13 protein-coding genes are annotated in these 15,464 nt (G+C 65.0%); 11 read left to right on the top strand and 2 right to left on the bottom strand.

The window, feature by feature from the left end; genetic code table 11:
• The first annotated feature begins 17 nt into the window (after positions 1-17).
• The 9 genes from acnD to LPA35_RS05075 all read left to right on the top strand — a co-directional run bounded on the left by acnD (position 18) and on the right by LPA35_RS05075 (position 10,575).
• Positions 18-2,654, top strand: a complete 2,637-nt coding sequence (gene acnD, locus LPA35_RS05035; protein WP_228895969.1) for a Fe/S-dependent 2-methylisocitrate dehydratase AcnD — start codon at positions 18-20, stop codon at positions 2,652-2,654.
• A gap of 35 nt (positions 2,655-2,689) precedes the next feature.
• Entirely contained in the window at positions 2,690-3,967 is a 1,278-nt protein-coding gene (locus LPA35_RS05040) for a PrpF domain-containing protein (protein WP_228895487.1), read from the top strand.
• Positions 3,968-4,044: 77 nt separating this feature from the next.
• Positions 4,045-4,905, top strand: coding sequence for an oxaloacetate decarboxylase (locus LPA35_RS05045; protein WP_228895489.1), 861 nt, complete (start codon positions 4,045-4,047; stop codon positions 4,903-4,905).
• Between the two features lie 166 nt (positions 4,906-5,071).
• Positions 5,072-6,454, top strand: a complete 1,383-nt coding sequence (locus LPA35_RS05050) for a diguanylate cyclase domain-containing protein (RefSeq protein ID WP_228895491.1) — start codon at positions 5,072-5,074, stop codon at positions 6,452-6,454.
• Between the two features lie 94 nt (positions 6,455-6,548).
• Complete coding sequence (locus LPA35_RS05055) at positions 6,549-7,016, top strand: CopD family protein (protein WP_055397820.1); 468 nt, start codon at positions 6,549-6,551, stop codon at positions 7,014-7,016.
• 58 nt (positions 7,017-7,074) lie between these two features.
• On the top strand, positions 7,075-7,752 hold the full coding sequence (locus LPA35_RS05060) for a hypothetical protein (protein WP_176886055.1): 678 nt from the start codon (positions 7,075-7,077) through the stop codon (positions 7,750-7,752).
• A gap of 122 nt (positions 7,753-7,874) precedes the next feature.
• Entirely contained in the window at positions 7,875-9,719 is a 1,845-nt protein-coding gene (locus LPA35_RS05065) for an ABC transporter ATP-binding protein (protein WP_228895493.1), read from the top strand.
• 114 nt (positions 9,720-9,833) lie between these two features.
• Positions 9,834-10,166 carry an EthD family reductase gene (locus tag LPA35_RS05070; protein ID WP_228895495.1) on the top strand — a complete coding sequence of 111 codons (333 nt, stop codon included), beginning with the start codon at positions 9,834-9,836 and terminating at the stop codon, positions 10,164-10,166.
• A 163-nt stretch (positions 10,167-10,329) separates the two neighbouring features.
• The gene (locus LPA35_RS05075) at positions 10,330-10,575 is read left to right on the top strand and encodes a helix-turn-helix transcriptional regulator (protein ID WP_228895497.1); all 246 of its coding nucleotides are present in this window, start codon (positions 10,330-10,332) and stop codon (positions 10,573-10,575) included.
• Between the two features lie 105 nt (positions 10,576-10,680).
• On the opposite strand, the gene LPA35_RS05080 is transcribed toward LPA35_RS05075, so the two are convergent.
• Both LPA35_RS05080 and LPA35_RS05085 read right to left on the bottom strand, forming a co-directional pair.
• The gene (locus LPA35_RS05080) at positions 10,681-11,679 is read right to left on the bottom strand and encodes a tripartite tricarboxylate transporter substrate binding protein (protein WP_121506281.1); all 999 of its coding nucleotides are present in this window, start codon (positions 11,677-11,679) and stop codon (positions 10,681-10,683) included.
• Between the two features lie 102 nt (positions 11,680-11,781).
• Positions 11,782-12,879 (bottom strand): beta-propeller fold lactonase family protein, encoded by a 1,098-nt coding sequence (locus tag LPA35_RS05085; protein ID WP_228895499.1) that lies wholly within the window; start codon positions 12,877-12,879, stop codon positions 11,782-11,784.
• 378 nt (positions 12,880-13,257) lie between these two features.
• Between LPA35_RS05085 and LPA35_RS05090 the strand changes: the two genes are divergently transcribed.
• Both LPA35_RS05090 and kdgD read left to right on the top strand, forming a co-directional pair.
• Positions 13,258-14,229: a tripartite tricarboxylate transporter substrate binding protein gene (locus LPA35_RS05090; protein WP_121506279.1), complete on the top strand. Its 972-nt coding sequence runs from the start codon at positions 13,258-13,260 to the stop codon at positions 14,227-14,229.
• Between the two features lie 199 nt (positions 14,230-14,428).
• Positions 14,429-15,340: a 5-dehydro-4-deoxyglucarate dehydratase gene (gene kdgD / locus LPA35_RS05095; RefSeq protein ID WP_121506278.1), complete on the top strand. Its 912-nt coding sequence runs from the start codon at positions 14,429-14,431 to the stop codon at positions 15,338-15,340.
• Positions 15,341-15,464 lie beyond the last annotated feature (124 nt).

Consider the following 15,464-nt stretch of genomic DNA (forward strand, 5'->3'; position numbering starts at 1 on the left):
TACCCAGCCCCATGGCCATGAACACCCTGTACCGCAAGCAACTGCCCGGCACGCAGCTGGACTACTTCGACGCCAGCGAGGCCGTCAATGCCCTGCAACCCGCCGCCTGGGCCACCCTGCCCTACACCGCCCGCGTGTTTGCCGAAAACATCGTGCGCCGCGCCGATCCGGCCACCGTCAACGACTGCCTGCGCCAGCTCGTCGAGCGCCGCAGCGACCGCGACTTCCCCTGGTACCCGGCGCGCGTCGTGTGCCACGACATCCTGGGCCAGACGGCGCTGGTGGACCTGGCAGGCCTGCGCGATGCGATTGCCAAAGAAGGCGGCGACCCGGCCCAGGTGAACCCTGTGGTGCCGGTGCAGCTGATCGTGGACCATTCCCTGGCGGTGGAATGTGGCGGGTTCGACCCCGATGCGTTTGCCAAGAACCGCGCCATCGAAGACCGCCGCAACGAAGACCGCTTTCACTTCATCGAGTGGACGAAAAAAGCCTTTGCCAACGTGGATGTGATCCCGGCGGGGAACGGGATCATGCACCAGATCAATCTGGAAAAAATGTCGCCCGTGGTCCATGCCGACCGGGGCGTGGCATACCCCGACACCTGCGTGGGCACCGACAGCCACACACCGCATGTGGACGCCCTGGGCGTGATCGCCATCGGCGTGGGCGGCCTGGAGGCCGAGAACGTGATGTTGGGGCGCGCATCGATGATGCGGCTGCCCGAGATCGTGGGCGTGGAGCTGACCGGACATCGCCAGGACGGCATCACCGCCACCGATGTGGTGCTGGCGCTCACCGAGTTTTTGCGCAAGGCCAAGGTGGTGGGCGCCTACCTGGAGTTCTTTGGCGAAGGCGCAGCCAAGCTCACGATTGGCGACCGCGCCACCATCTCGAACATGGCGCCCGAATACGGTGCCACGGCGGCCTTGTTCAGCATCGACGAACAGACGCTGGAGTATCTGACGCTGACGGGCCGCGAGGCGGAACAAGTGAAGCTGGTCGAGACCTATGCCAAGGCAGCGGGATTGTGGTCCGACACCCTCAAAGACGCTGTCTACGCACGCAACCTGGTGTTCGACCTGTCGAGCGTGGTGCGCAACCTGGCCGGCCCCTCCAACCCGCATGCGCGCGTGGCCACGTCCGACCTGGCGGCCCAAGGCATCGCGGGCCCCTGGGCCATGCCCGCACCACAGGAGGGCACGATGCCCGATGGCGCCGTGGTCATTGCCGCCATCACCAGCTGCACCAACACCAGCAACCCGCGCAACGTGATCGCCGCCGCGCTGCTGGCGCGCAACGCCAACCGGCTGGGCCTCACGCGCAAGCCCTGGGTCAAGACCTCGCTGGCGCCCGGCTCCAAGGCGGTGGAGCTGTATTTGAAGGAAGCGGGCTTGCTGGCCGACCTGGAAAAGCTCGGCTTTGGCATCGTCGGCTTTGCCTGCACCACCTGCAACGGGATGAGTGGCGCGCTGGACCCTGCCATCCAGCAGGAGATCATTGACCGTGACTTGTACGCCACCGCCGTGCTCTCGGGCAACCGCAATTTCGACGGGCGCATCCACCCCTATGCCAAGCAGGCCTTCTTGGCCTCGCCCCCGCTCGTGGTGGCCTATGCGATTGCGGGCACGGTGCGTTTTGACATTGAAAAAGACGTGCTGGCGGTGGTGGACGGCCAGGCGATTCGCCTCAAAGACCTGTGGCCCGGCGACGACGAAATCGACGCGATGGTGAAGGCAGCCGTCAAACCCGCGCAGTACCGCTCCGTGTACGAACCCATGTTCGCCATCCGGCCGGGCGATGGCCAGCGCGTGTCGCCGCAGTACGGCTGGCGCCCGCAGTCCACCTACATCCGCCGCCCGCCCTACTGGGACACCGAGGGCATCGGCGCGCTGGCCGCCCACCCGCGCACCCTGCAGGGCATGCGCCCGCTGGCCCTCCTGCCCGACAACATCACGACCGACCACCTCTCGCCCTCCAACGCCATCCTGCCGGACAGTGCAGCAGGTGAATACCTGGTGCGCATGGGCGTGCCCGAGGAGGACTTCAACTCCTACGCCACGCGCCGGGGTGACCACCTCACCGCCATGCGCGCCACGTTCGCCAACCCGCAGCTCGTCAACGAGATGGCCGTGGTGGATGGCAAAGTGAAAAAGGGATCACTCGCCCGCGTGGAGCCCGAAGGCCAGGTCATGCGCATGTGGGAGGCCATGGAAACCTATCTGAACCGCCGCCAGCCGCTCATCATCATTGCTGGCGCCGACTACGGCCAGGGGTCCAGCCGCGACTGGGCCGCCAAGGGTGTGCGGCTGGCGGGGGTGGAGGTGGTGGTGGCCGAGGGCTTTGAGCGCATCCACCGCACCAACCTGATTGGCATGGGGGTGCTGCCGCTGGAGTTTGAGGCGGGGGTCAACCGCACTACGCTGGGGCTGGATGGGACAGAGGTGTATGGCGTGGAGGGAGACATGCAACCCCGTGCCGACCTCACCCTGGTCGTCCGCCGCAAAAATGGTGAAGTTACCCGGGTGCCCATGACATGCCGCCTCGACACCGCCGAAGAAGTCTCCATCTACCAAGCGGGCGGCGTCCTGCAACGCTTTGCGCAAGACTTTCTTGCCAAGAATGCAGACCAAAAACAGGCTCTTGCGCCCGCCTAGAAAGCACTGTGCGCTATTAAATTTGATATTTCTTCATGAGCATCCACTCCGCACCACAGATCCGCATCCCCGCCACCTACCTGCGGGGCGGCACCAGCAAAGGCGTGTTCTTTCGCCTTGACGACCTGCCCGCCCCCGCCCAGCAACCCGGCCCGGCGCAGGACGCGTTACTGCTGCGCGTGCTGGGCAGCCCTGACCCGTATGGCAAGCAGATCGACGGCATGGGCAATGCGTCATCGAGCACCAGCAAAGCGGTGATCCTGTCCCGCAGCACGCGGCCGGGCCACGACGTGGACTACCTGTTTGGGCAGGTATCCGTCGACCAGCCCTTTGTGGACTGGAGCGGCAACTGCGGCAACCTGTCGGCCGCTGTGGGGCCGTGCGCCATCCACATGGGGCTGATCGATGCGGCGCGGATTCCGCAGGACGGCACCATCCCCATCCGCATCTGGCAGGCCAACATCGGCAAGACCATCGTGGCGCATGTGCCCATCAGCAACGGTCAGGTGCAGGAGACGGGCGACTTTGAGCTGGATGGCGTGACCTTTGCGGCGGCCGAGGTGGCGCTGGAGTTCATGGACCCGGCGGAGGATGGCGATGACGGGGGAGCCATCTCGACAGCGCCGGGCCGCCCCAAGCTGGCTAGGGCCCCCTCGGGGGGCAGCGAACCACACGCAGTGGGGAGCGTGGGGGCGTTATTCCCGACGGGCAACGTGGTGGACACCTTGGAGGTGTCCGGGGTCGGCAGCTTCGCCGCCACGCTGATCAACGCGGGCATCCCCACCATTTTTCTCAATGCGCAAGAGCTTGGTTACACCGGCACCGAGCTACAAGGTGCCATCAATGGCGATGCGGCGGCGCTGGCACGCTTCGAGGCCATCCGCGCCCACGGCGCCTTGCGAATGGGGCTGATCCGTGACCTGGGCGAGGCCACCATGCGCCAGCACACCCCCAAGATCGCCTTCGTCGCGCCGCCTGCCAGCTACACGGCCTCCAGCGGAAAAGCCATTGACGCCAAGGACATCGACCTGCTGGTGCGCGCGCTCTCCATGGGCCAGCTGCACCACGCCATGATGGGCACGGCGGCCGTGGCCATTGGCACGGCGGCAGCCATCCCAGGCACGCTGGTCAACCTGGCAGCGGGTGGTGGTGTGCGCAGCAGCGTGCGGTTTGGCCATCCCTCGGGCACCTTGCGTGTGGGGGCCGAGGCAGTCCAGACCAACGGCCAGTGGACAGTGACCAAGGCCCTCATGAGCCGCAGCGCCCGCATCCTGATGGAAGGCTGGGTGCGTGTGCCTGGCGGTATTTTTTGAGTTTTTTGGCCCCTTCCGCCCGTCCATCAAGCCTTAACAGCTACAAAAACAGTAGCAAATCAAGTCCCTTGCAATTCATGAACACCAAACAACAACTCAAGGCCCTGGCCCACGCCCGCCGTGGCGTCATCGTGCCTGGCGCCTTCAACGCCCTCTCCGCCCGCGTGGTGGCCGACCTGGGGTTTGAAGCCATTTACATCACCGGCGCAGGCGTCACCAACATGTGGTTCGGCCTTCCGGATCAGGCCTTCATGGGGCTGACCGACATTGCCGACCACACGGCCCGCATACGCGACGCGGTGGAGCTGCCGCTCATCGTGGATGCCGACACGGGCTTTGGCAACGCACTCAACACCTACCACGCGGTGCGAACGCTGGAGCGCGCAGGTGCCGACTGCATCCAGCTCGAAGACCAGGTCAGCCCCAAGCGCTGCGGGCATTTCAGCGGCAAGGAGGTGATCGGCACCGACGAGATGCTGGGCAAGATCAAAGCCGCCGTGGACGCGCGCCGCGACGCAGGCACACTCATCCTGGCGCGCACCGATGCCTGCGCCACTCAGGGCTTCGAGGCCGCCGTGGAGCGCGCCCAGCGGTTTGAGGAGGCCGGTGCCGACATCCTGTTTGTCGAAGCCGTCACCACGCTGGACGAGATCCGCGCCCTGCCCCAGCGGCTGGCCGCGCCCCAACTGATGAACATGGTGATCGGCGGCAAGACGCCCATCACCAACGCTGAAGAACTGGCCGCCCTGGGCTACGGCCTGGTGCTGTACGCCAACGCCGCGCTGCAGGGCGCGGTGGCGGGCATGCAGAAGGCGCTGACCGTGCTGCGCGACACCCAACGCATTGATGAAGACCCCGCCCTGGTGGCGCCGTTTGCCGAGCGCCAGCGGCTGGTGCAAAAAATGGCCTGGGATGCGCTGGAAGAAAAGTACACATAAAAAGTGCATCCAGCGCTTTAACCACAAGCGCTAACAGCTATCAATTGGATAGCATTCAGCAACCGCCTAATGGATATCCCTTGGGTTGCGGGCTGCATCCATGCCGCACAACAAGGGGGCGCACGGCACAATGGGTCTTCTTGGCACCTTGTGCGCGCTTCCCTTCATGCAAAGCATCCCTTCTGAGAACGTGGTGGACCTGCTGCTAGACGCGGTCTGCGTCGTCCATGTGGACAGCACCATTGAGTTTGTAAGCCCGGCGTTCGAGCGCATCTTTGGCTACGCCCCCGAGGAAGTCATTGGCAAGCGCATGTTCGACCTGGTGCACCCCGAAGACCTGGCAGTCACCCAAAGCCAGGCGCAGCGTGTGATGGATGGCCATCTGCAGTTGCAGTTTGAAAACCGCTATGTGCGCAAGGATGGCTCCATCGCGCACGTCCGCTGGACTGCGCGCTGGTTGCCTGACAAGCAGCGGCGGCTGGCGGTGGCGCACGACATCACCGAGCGCAAGTTCACCGAGTCCATGCAGGCGGTGATCTATGCCATCTCCGAAGCCGCTCACACCACACACAACCTGCAGGCGCTGTTCCAGCACATTCACCAGATCATCGGGCGCCTGCTGCCTGCCACCAACTTCGCGGTCGCGCTCTACGACGCCTGCAGTGATTCATTGAGTTTTCCGTACCACGTCAACGAACCGGGCGCCGCCCCCACGCCCCCGGCGCCAGTGCAGGATGCGCTGTGTGCCGAGGTGATCCACAGCGGCAGCACCCTTCTGTTGACGCCCGATACCCCCGACAACGCCGACCCCCGCGCCGCGCAACTGCGTCGGCAGCTACCCCAGGAACACGCACCGCTCTACTGGCTGGGCGTGCCGCTGCAAACCCAGAAAGGCGCCATCGGTGCGCTGGTGCTGCAAAGCTACACCGAGCAGGCCCGCTACACAGAAAAAGACAAGGAGCTGCTGCAGTTTGTCTCCACCCAGGTCGCAGCCGCCATCGAGCGCAAGCAGATGCACGAACGCCTGGAGCACATGGCGCAGTACGACCAGCTCACGCACCTGCCCAACCGCCAGCTGTTTCTGGACCGCCTCAAGACCGCACTGGCCCGCGCGCGGCGCGACCAAAGCCTGCTGTCGCTGCTGTTCCTCGATCTGGACGACTTCAAGCAGGTCAACGACAGCCTGGGCCATGCCATGGGCGACCTGCTGCTGCAGCGGGTGGCCCAGCGGCTGCTGGAGTGCGTGCGCGGCTCGGACACCGTCGCGCGCCTGGGGGGCGACGAATTTGTGGTGCTGCTCGAAGGCGGCCATGCCCGCGAACACGCCGCCGCAGCGGCCGACAAGATCCTGGCAGCCTTCGGCCAGCCATTTGACCTGGAAGGTATCCGCCTGAGCATCCAGCCGAGCATCGGCGTGGCCATCTACCCCGAGCATGGGGGCGAAGAACACCGGTTGCTGGGCCATGCCGACGAGGCGATGTACCTGTCCAAGAAAAGTGGCGGCAACCAGGTGCGGGTGGCTTCACCCCGGGATGGGCTGGTGCCTTGACACTGGTTGCCGCACCGCCAGCCTGCTGAGCAGACCCGCCGCGCCCTCTCTCTTTTACTTCCACCCAAACCCTTTATTCCAAACGTTCCACGCCATGCTCTACAACGCGCTCCAGCTCGCCCATGTCCTGTCCATCATCGTGTGGATCGGTGGCATGGTGTTTGCCCATTTCTTTTTGCGCCCCGCAGCGCAGTCGCTGGAGCCCCCGCAGCGTGTGCGGCTCATGCACGATGTGCTGCAGCGCTTTTTCGCCGCCGTGGGGGTGGCCGTGCTGGTGGTGCTGGGCAGCGGGCTGTGGATGATCGGCCGCGTGGCGAAACAAACGGTGCAGGCCGGTGGCAGCTTTGCCATGCCACTGGACTGGACCATCATGGCCACGCTGGGCCTGGCGATGATGGTCATCTTCGGGCACATCCGGTTTGCGCTGTTCCGACGCCTGCAGCGGGCGGTGGCTGCATCGGACTGGCCCGCCGGCGGCAAGGCCCTGGGCAGCATCCGCAGCTGGGTGGGCGTGAATCTGGCCCTGGGCGTGGTGATCGTGGTGGTCACGCTGCTCGTCTAACGGTGGGCGCCCACCAGCGACCTGTTGGCCACCACACGCCCTGCGCTGTACCCCATTGATGAAACGCATTGCCTGGATCTCTTGTGCGGCCCTGGCCGTGTGCCTGCTCACCGCAGGCGCGGCCAGCTGGTGGGCGCAGCACCGCGTTGACAGTGCCCTGGCACAGACGGCACAACTGCAGCGCCAAGTGACCGAACTCAACAATGCGCTGCTGGGCTATACCCGCTACACCAGCTACCTCACCGCAGGCAAACAGACGCTGGCCGAGCAGATGAAGCTGCTCGCCGCCACCGTGGTCCGCGAAGAAGGAGCCACGCAGATCATCGAAAAATCGGTGCTGGGCATCGCATCCACCGGTGTAGTAGCCATCACCTACACCGCCGAATACGCCTTCGGCTTTGACCTGCGCCCCGAAAGCTACGAGCTGCACGCCACCAACGGCGGCATCGAGGTGCACATCCACCGCCCCGCGCTGGTGGCCGCACCAGCCGTTACCAACCTGCAGCACCGCATCCTCTCGGGCGGGCTGCTGACCGACAACAAGGGCGCTGTCATCAAGCTGAGTCAGGAGGCCGCCAAACGCGCTCGCCAGCAGGGCGAGGCAATGGCGTCCGATCCGGCCGTGCTGGCGCTGTGCGAAAAAAGCCTGACCGAGTTTCTGTACGGCTTTCTGACCAAACAGCCCGGCGTGAAGCAGGTGCCACGCATCCGCGTGGTCTACAAACCGTCGGCGTAGGGGCCTGCTCCTACCCCAATTCCCCACCCATGGGGCTGACCCTCATGGTCCTGAGTGCATTGCGGCCGTGCGCCACAGAGCGGTACCACCGCACGTACCATGGTGGACAAGGAGTTCTGACTTTGTTCCGTTTTTTCGAAAGCCGCCTTCCCCCCTATCCCCCCGCCGAACCTCACCTGCCCCCCAAAGACTTCATGGCCTTTGTGTGGGATGGCACCCGTGGCCTGCGTGGCTATGTGGCAGCCATGGCAGGCCTGTCTGCGGCCATCGCCATCTATGAAGCGCTGCTGTTTGCGGTGCTCGGCCATGTGGTGGACTGGATCTCCAGCACCGCCGCGGGTGCGCTGTGGGCCGAGCGCAAAGGAGAGTTGATGGGCATCACCGCCCTGCTCCTGGCCTCGGTGCTGCTGGTGGCCGTGCAGACCAGCATCAAGCACCAGGTGCTGGCCATCAACTTCCCACTGCGCTTGCGCTGGAACTTTCACCGGCTGATGCTGGGCCAAAGCATGGCGTTCTACGCCGACGAGTTTGCGGGCCGCATCACCACCAAGATCATGCAGACGGCCCTTGCCGTGCGCGACATGATCTTCACGACCACCGACGTGGTGATCGGCATGGGCATCTACCTCGTCACCATCCTCGTCCTGCTGGCCGGGTTCGACGCCAGGCTGCTGGTGCCCTTTGCCGCGTGGATGGTGGCCTATGGCCTGGCCTGCTGGTACTTTGTGCCGCGCCTGGGCCAGGTGGGCAAGGCGCAGGCCGATGCGCGCTCGGTGATGACCGGGCGCATCACCGACGCGTATACCAACATCGCCACCGTCAAGCTGTTCTCGCACACGCGGCGCGAGTCAGAATTTGCGCGCGCGGCCATGGACGCGTTCAAGCTCACCGGCTATGCGCAGATGCGTCTGGTGAGCCGGTTCGAGATCGTGAACCACATCCTGGTGGTGGCCATGATTCTGGGCGCCTGCGGCACCGCGCTGTGGCTGTGGTCGGCCGGCGAAGTCGGTGCCGGGGCCGTGGCTGCCGTCACCGCCATGACGCTGCGCGTATCGGGCCACGCCCACTGGGTGATGTGGGAGATGACCACGCTGTTCGAGAGCGTGGGCACCATCCAGGACGGCATCAACACACTGACCAAACCACGCACGGTGGTGGATGCTCCGGACGCTAAGCCCCTGGCCGTGTCGCAAGGCGAAGTGCGCTTCGACAACATGACGTTTGCTTACGGCAGCGGCCCCAACGCCCGCCCGGTCATCGACCAGCTCAACCTGACCATCCGCCCGGGCGAAAAGATCGGCCTGATTGGCCGCTCGGGCGCGGGCAAGTCCACGCTGGTCAACCTGCTGCTGCGCTTTCATGACGTGCAATCAGGCCGCATCCTCATCGACGGGCAGGACATTGCCCACGTCACGCAAGACAGCCTGCGCCGCAACATCGGCATGGTCACGCAAGACACCTCGCTGCTGCACCGCTCCATGCGCGACAACATCCTGTATGGCCGCCCCGACGCCAGCGAGGCCGACCTGCACCAGGCGGCCGAGCGCGCCGAGGCGGCGGATTTCATCGCCACGCTCACCGACCTGCAGGGCCGCACCGGCTACGAGGCACATGTGGGCGAGCGCGGCGTCAAGCTCTCGGGCGGCCAGCGCCAGCGCGTGGCCATTGCACGCGTGATGCTCAAGGACGCGCCCATCCTGCTGCTGGACGAAGCCACCAGCGCGCTCGACTCCGAGGTCGAAGCCGCCATTCAGCAAAGCCTGGACGGGCTGATGCAAGGCAAGACTGTGATCGCCATTGCCCACCGCCTGTCCACCATTGCCGCCATGGACCGCCTCATCGTGATGGACGCAGGCCGCATTGTGGAAGAAGGCACACACGCCCAGCTGCTGGGCCAGGGCGGCGTGTACGCCCGGCTGTGGGGGCACCAGAGCGGCGGGTTCCTGGGCGAATCGGAAGAAGACTGAGTCGGCGAGGACGGATACGAGCCACATGGGCGACACGCTGTCGCGCACGCGGCTGTGCGGCGGGTGTGTTGTCCCTACGGTGGCGGGTTTCAACCACTGGATGGAATCGCACCAATGATCAAAGTCACCGCCCTGTACCGCTGGCGCGAAGGCGCCACCTTCAATCACGACTACTACCACGGCGAACACATGCGCATTGCCCGCGCGGCACTGCAGCCACTGGGCCTGCTGCGGCTGGAGAGCGACCGCGTGCTCTACCCTGGCGAGCCTCGCCCGGGCCAGGTGGTGGCGCTGACCAACGCGTTCTTCAGCGACCTGAAGCAGGCGCAGACGGCCGCCAAGCAGACGGCAGCGGCGCTGATGGCCGATGTGCCCAACTACACCAACATCGAGCCCGAGTCGTACCTGGCGCAGCTGAACGAACACAGCTTGACCACGGCAGAGTAGCCACCGCAGCGTGTTGCCGATGGTTGAATTTCAATCAAATTGGCCTCTAGCGCTTATCCATAAAGCGTCATAAGCTATATAAAATATAGCAAACCTGCAGATCCTCAGCCCCATTCAGCCCACCATGACCCCTGAAGCGCCTTTGCCACCTACCCCGCTGCACATGCCCGCTCCCACCGGCGACCAACTCAAGGCCGCGCGTGTTGCCGCTGGCCTCAGTCAGGCGCAGGCAGCGGAGCTGATGGGCTACCCGCTACAAACGGGCAGCCGGGGCGGCGTGCAGTCGCGCACCTGGCAGGCGCTGGAGAGCACCACCGACGAGCGCAACATGCAGGGGCCGGTGTTTGCGATGTTTTTGCTGCTGACGGGGCAGCATCCGGATCTTGTACTCGCCCCACGCCTGCCCTAGGGAAGCACCGCAGTCGGCAGCTAAGAACCACGCCTCCATAAAAAAAGCGGAACAGCCCGAAGGCGGTTCCGCAAAGTCTTCACAGGGAGATTCGATTCAGGGCGCTCAATCCACCTTGATGTTGGCGGCCTTGATGACCTGCGCCCACTTCTCGACTTCGGCCTTCTGGAACGCAGCAATCTGGGCCACGGTCATGTCGGCAGGCTCCATGCCAAAACCTTTGAGGCGGGTTTGCATGTCGGGCTGGGCCAGGATCTTGCGGATCTCGTCATGCAGGCGCGTGACCACCGGCGTGGGCGTGCCAGCCGGCACAAAGATGGCCTGCCAGGACTGCACCTGGAAGTCCTTGAGTTCTGCCACGCCGGACTCGGCCACGGTGGGCACGTCGGGCATGGAGGCCAGGCGCTGGGGTGAGGTGACGGCAATGGCGCGCAGTTTGCCGCTCTGGATGTGCGGCGCGGCCACCACCGTGGTGTCAAACATCATGTCCACCTGGCCGCTGATCACATCCTGGATGGCCGGGCCGCTGCCCTTGTAGGGGATGTGAGTGAACTTCACGCCCGACTTGTACGCCAGCAACTCCACGGCCAAATGCTGCGAGCTGCCCGTGCCGGCCGAGGCCGACGACAGGCCGCCTTGCTTGCCCTTCGCCCCCGCCAGCACGTCCTTGAGGGTTTTGTAAGGGCTGTTGGCCGCCACCACCAGCACGACCGGGTTGGTGCCGATCAGCGTGACGGGGCTGAAGGACTTGATGGGGTCGTAGCCCAGCTTGGGGTAGAGGCTCACGTTGATGGCGTGCGAGCTGACGGTGCCGCCCAGCAGGGTGTAGCCATCCGGCGCAGAGCGCGCAGCCGCTTCAGAGCCGATGCTGCCCGCCGCGCCGCCCTTGTTCTCCACCACCACCGTGGTGCCCAGGGCAGTACCCAGTTGCTGGCCAATCAGCCGCGCCAGCGTGTCGGTGGTGCCACCTGCAGCAAACGGCACCATGTAGGTGATGGGCTTGCCGGTGGGCCAGGTGCCCTGGGCTGTGGCGGGCAGGCTGACAAGGGTGCTGAAGGCTGCGGCCGCCAGGGCGGCGGTGTGGATGAGGGTTCTGCGTTGCATGGTGGTGTCTCCTGGGTGTTTTGTGGATGGTGAACGGAACGGCGATAGAAAAACGGAGCGCAAAAAAGCCGGTGCGGCTGGCGCGTGCAATGCAATGGACGCTCAGGGCAGATCGACGATCTCGACCCAATTGGGGTTCTTGCCCACCGGCACCCGCGTGGGCGTGCCGGGGATGCCGGTGGCCGGGTCGATGGGGTGCAGCGCCAGGTGGTGCGACTCCTGCCCTGCCGCGATCAGAAATCGGCCTGACGAATCCACTGCAAAACCGCGCGGTGATTTCTCGGTGAGCACCTGGCCCAGCGGCTGCAGCTGGCCGGTGGCAGCGTCGACGCGGAAGCTGCTGAGCGTGCTGGAGGTGCGCTCGGACGCATACAGCGTGCGGCCGTCGGGCGACAGGTGAATGTCCGCGGCCCAGGGCTTGCCGTTAAAGCCTGCGGGCAGTGCCGTGGTGCGCTGCACCGGGCGCAGCGTTCCGCGCTCCTTGTCGTAGGCCATCACATGCACGGCGGCATCCAGCTCGTTCAGCACGTACATCGTGCGCTGGGCGCTGTCCCACACGAAGTGGCGCGGGCCGGATTTTTCGGGAGCAACCTGCGTCAGCGCGGGCTCATGGGCGGTGAGCCTGCCGCTCTCGGCATCAAAACGCCAGGCCGAGAGGTTGTCGCCCCCCAGGCTGGTGGCAAACACATGGCGGTTGGCCGCATCGGCGTGGATGGCGTGCGCGTGGGGCGCCGTGGGGATGAGTTGCTGCACCGCACCCACCGCCCCATCCTTGCCAATGCTGTTGACCGTGATCTTGTGGCCGGGGTAGGACGCCGCAAACAGCCAGCGCCCCGTGGCATCGGTGTCGATGTTGGCCATGCTGTCGGCCAGCGGAGCCTCGCCCAGCTTGCGCAACTTGCCGCTGACGGGGTCGATCGCCAGGCTCACCACCCTGAAAGGCTGCGAGCGCAACGCCACGTACAGCACCTTCTTGTCAGGGCTCACGGCCATCGGCATGGCGGTGCCGCCCAGCGGCACGGTGTCTACCGGCTTGAGCGTGGCAGTGTTGCGGTCCAGTTCCAGCACCGAGACATCCTGGCTGTCCGCGTTGGCGACATACACCCAGGTTGCCGCCCAGGCGCCGGGGGTGGACAGCGCGGCAACGGCTGCCAGTGCCAGTTGTGCCACCCGGGTGCGTATGCGTGGTGTAGAGGTCATTGCCGTCTCCCGAAGGGGTCTGCGCGGTAGCAGGGCCTGGACCGCGGGTTGTGTGGGTGGATGGTCATCTGCCGGGCTGTGTGCTGAGGCACCCAGCTGTTGGCGGAGCGGTTGTGTTTTGTCATACGTTATATGTTGTCGTACAACAAGATCAGCATTGTCACCACAAGCCTGTCTTACACACGCAGGGATTACCCGAATTTCGACGAACAATCTGCAAGGATTCCACACCTGCCTGGCAGAGGAGGAATACGGTCAGGAAAGAGCTAGTGAAAACCCTCAATCTGCCCTAAGACCACCCAAAATTCTCACGGCATGTATTGCCATTTTGCAATCTTAGTTGTACGATGACTAACAACATCACTCAGGAGACATTCCATGACCCTGCGCCGTAGAGCCGCCCTTCTCGCCTGCATCGCCACCCTGGCAGCGGCCTCCGCCACCGCACAAAGCGCTGACTGGCCCGCGAAGACCCTGCGCATCGTGGTGCCCTACCCGCCCGGTGGCAGCTCGGACATCATTGCCCGTTCCATCAGCCAGGCGATGTCCGAGGCGCTCAAGCAGTCCGTCATCGTGGAGAACAAACCCGGCGCCAATGGCAACCTGGGTGCCGACTTCGTGGCCAAGGCCGAGCCGGACGGCTACACCATGCTGCTGTGCGACGTGGGCGCGCTGGCCATCAGCCCTTCGGTCTATACCAAGCTGTCGTTCGACCCCTCCAAGGACCTGCGTGGCGTGACCATGCTGGCCTACTCGCCCCACCTGCTGGTGGTGCACCCCTCGGTGCCCGTCAGCAACCTCAAGGAGCTGGTGGCGTACTCGAAGAAGAACGACCTGAACTTCGCCGTCACCGCCACTGGCAGCGCCCCCCACGTCGCTGGCGTGGCACTGGAGCGCGCCGCCGGTGCGCGCTGGCAATACATCCCCTACAAGGGCGGCGTCACTGCCATCCAGGACACCGTGGCCGGGCAGACGCAGATCCTGATGAACGGCATGCTCGCCACCCTGCCCCACGTGCAAAACGGCAAGCTCAAGGTGCTGGGCGTCTCCAAGGCCACGCGCATGCCGCTGATCGGCGACGTGCCCACCATTGCCGAGCAGGGTGTGCCCGGTTTCGAATCGGGCACATGGCAAGGCATTCTGGTTCCGCGTGGCACGCCGGAAGCTGTCGTGCAGAAGCTCAACAAGGCGCTGATCACCGCCATTCGCGCGCCCGAGATCCGTTCGCGCCTGGCCGGCCAGGGTGCCGAGGTGGTCACCATGACCCCTGCCGAACAAGACCAGTTCTTCGCCAAGGAGCGCGCCCGCTGGGCCACCGTGGTGAAGGCCGCCAACATCAAGCTCGACTAAGAAGGTGTCAGCGAACCCCTCATGCCCGCTCATCCCGCCAAAACACGCCCGCTCGTCGTTGCAAATGCTCGCCATAGCCCGTGCTATGGCTGCGCTTTGCGCCTAGACCGGCCGCGTTTTGGCAGTCTGCTCGGACATGCGGTATTCACTCACACCTCAGCCCTCGCCTTCCCATTTCCAACTACCGCCCCGCACTGACATGACTCCCCAAGAACTCAAAACCATCATGGGCTCCGGCCTGCTGTCGTTCCCGATCACGGACTTTGACGAGCAGGGCGAATTCCGCCCCAAGACCTATATCGAGCGCCTGGAATGGCTGGCCCCCTACGGCGCCAGCGCGCTGTTTGCCGCCGGTGGCACAGGCGAGTATTTCTCGCTCTCGGGCCCCGAGTACGGCCAGGTCATCAAGACCGCAGTGGATACCTGCCGTGGCAAGGTGCCCATCATTGCCGGTGCCGGTGGCCCCACCCGCACGGCCATTGCCCATGCGCAAGAGGCCGAGCGCCTGGGTGCGCACGGCATCCTGCTCTTGCCCCACTACCTGACCGAAGCTGGACAGGAAGGCCTGATCGCCCATGTGGAGCAGGTCTGCAAGAGCGTGAAGTTCGGCGTGATCGTCTACAACCGCGACCGCACCAAACTCACGGCCGAGTCCCTGGCCATCCTGGCCGACCGCTGCCCGAACCTGGTGGGCTTCAAGGACGGCGTGGGCAACATCGAGGTGATGTCCTCCATCTACATGAAGATGGGCGATCGCTTTTCGTACCTTGGCGGTCTGCCCACGGCCGAGGTGTATGCGGCGGCCTACAAGGCGCTGGGCACACCGGTGTATTCGTCGGCGGTGTTCAACTTCATCCCCAGGACGGCGATGGAGTTCTACAAGGCTGTGGCCAGCGACGACACGGCCACCCAGCACCGCCTGCTCAAGTCCTTCTTCATGCCCTACCTGGCCATCCGCAACCGCGTGGAAGGCTATGGCGTCTCCATCATCAAGGCAGGTGCCCGCATCGTGGGCCACGACGGCGGGCCGGTGCGCGCGCCGCTGACGGACTTGAAGCCCAGCGAGATGGAAGAGCTCAAGGCGCTGATCGACAAGCTCGGCCCGCAGTAAGCACGGCCTGACAGATGCCTCCAAGGGCCTGGTTCTCCAGGCCCTTTTTTCAGCGATTCCACACACCACGCGCCTGGCCGTGCACGGGCGTGTGGTGCCAGCGCGGCACGCCAACACACAACAC

Source organism: Acidovorax sp. Leaf73, from assembly GCF_916855635.1.
GTDB classification, from domain to species: Bacteria; Pseudomonadota; Gammaproteobacteria; order Burkholderiales; family Burkholderiaceae_C; genus Acidovorax; species Acidovorax facilis.

Excerpts from the sequence above, each read along its gene's own strand:
- LPA35_RS05050 (WP_228895491.1), top strand. The coding sequence starts at position 5,072 with ATGCAAAGCATCCCTTCTGAGAACGTGGTGGACCTGCTGCTAGACGCG.
- kdgD (WP_121506278.1), top strand. The coding sequence starts at position 14,429 with ATGACTCCCCAAGAACTCAAAACCATCATGGGCTCCGGCCTGCTGTCG.
- LPA35_RS05090 (WP_121506279.1), top strand. The coding sequence starts at position 13,258 with ATGACCCTGCGCCGTAGAGCCGCCCTTCTCGCCTGCATCGCCACCCTG.
- LPA35_RS05070 (WP_228895495.1), top strand. The coding sequence starts at position 9,834 with ATGATCAAAGTCACCGCCCTGTACCGCTGGCGCGAAGGCGCCACCTTC.
- LPA35_RS05060 (WP_176886055.1), top strand. The coding sequence starts at position 7,075 with ATGAAACGCATTGCCTGGATCTCTTGTGCGGCCCTGGCCGTGTGCCTG.
- LPA35_RS05075 (WP_228895497.1), top strand. The coding sequence starts at position 10,330 with ATGCCCGCTCCCACCGGCGACCAACTCAAGGCCGCGCGTGTTGCCGCT.
- LPA35_RS05055 (WP_055397820.1), top strand. The coding sequence starts at position 6,549 with ATGCTCTACAACGCGCTCCAGCTCGCCCATGTCCTGTCCATCATCGTG.
- acnD (WP_228895969.1), top strand. The coding sequence starts at position 18 with ATGAACACCCTGTACCGCAAGCAACTGCCCGGCACGCAGCTGGACTAC.
- LPA35_RS05045 (WP_228895489.1), top strand. The coding sequence starts at position 4,045 with ATGAACACCAAACAACAACTCAAGGCCCTGGCCCACGCCCGCCGTGGC.
- LPA35_RS05040 (WP_228895487.1), top strand. The coding sequence starts at position 2,690 with ATGAGCATCCACTCCGCACCACAGATCCGCATCCCCGCCACCTACCTG.
- LPA35_RS05080 (WP_121506281.1), bottom strand. The coding sequence starts at position 11,679 with ATGCAACGCAGAACCCTCATCCACACCGCCGCCCTGGCGGCCGCAGCC.
- LPA35_RS05085 (WP_228895499.1), bottom strand. The coding sequence starts at position 12,879 with ATGACCTCTACACCACGCATACGCACCCGGGTGGCACAACTGGCACTG.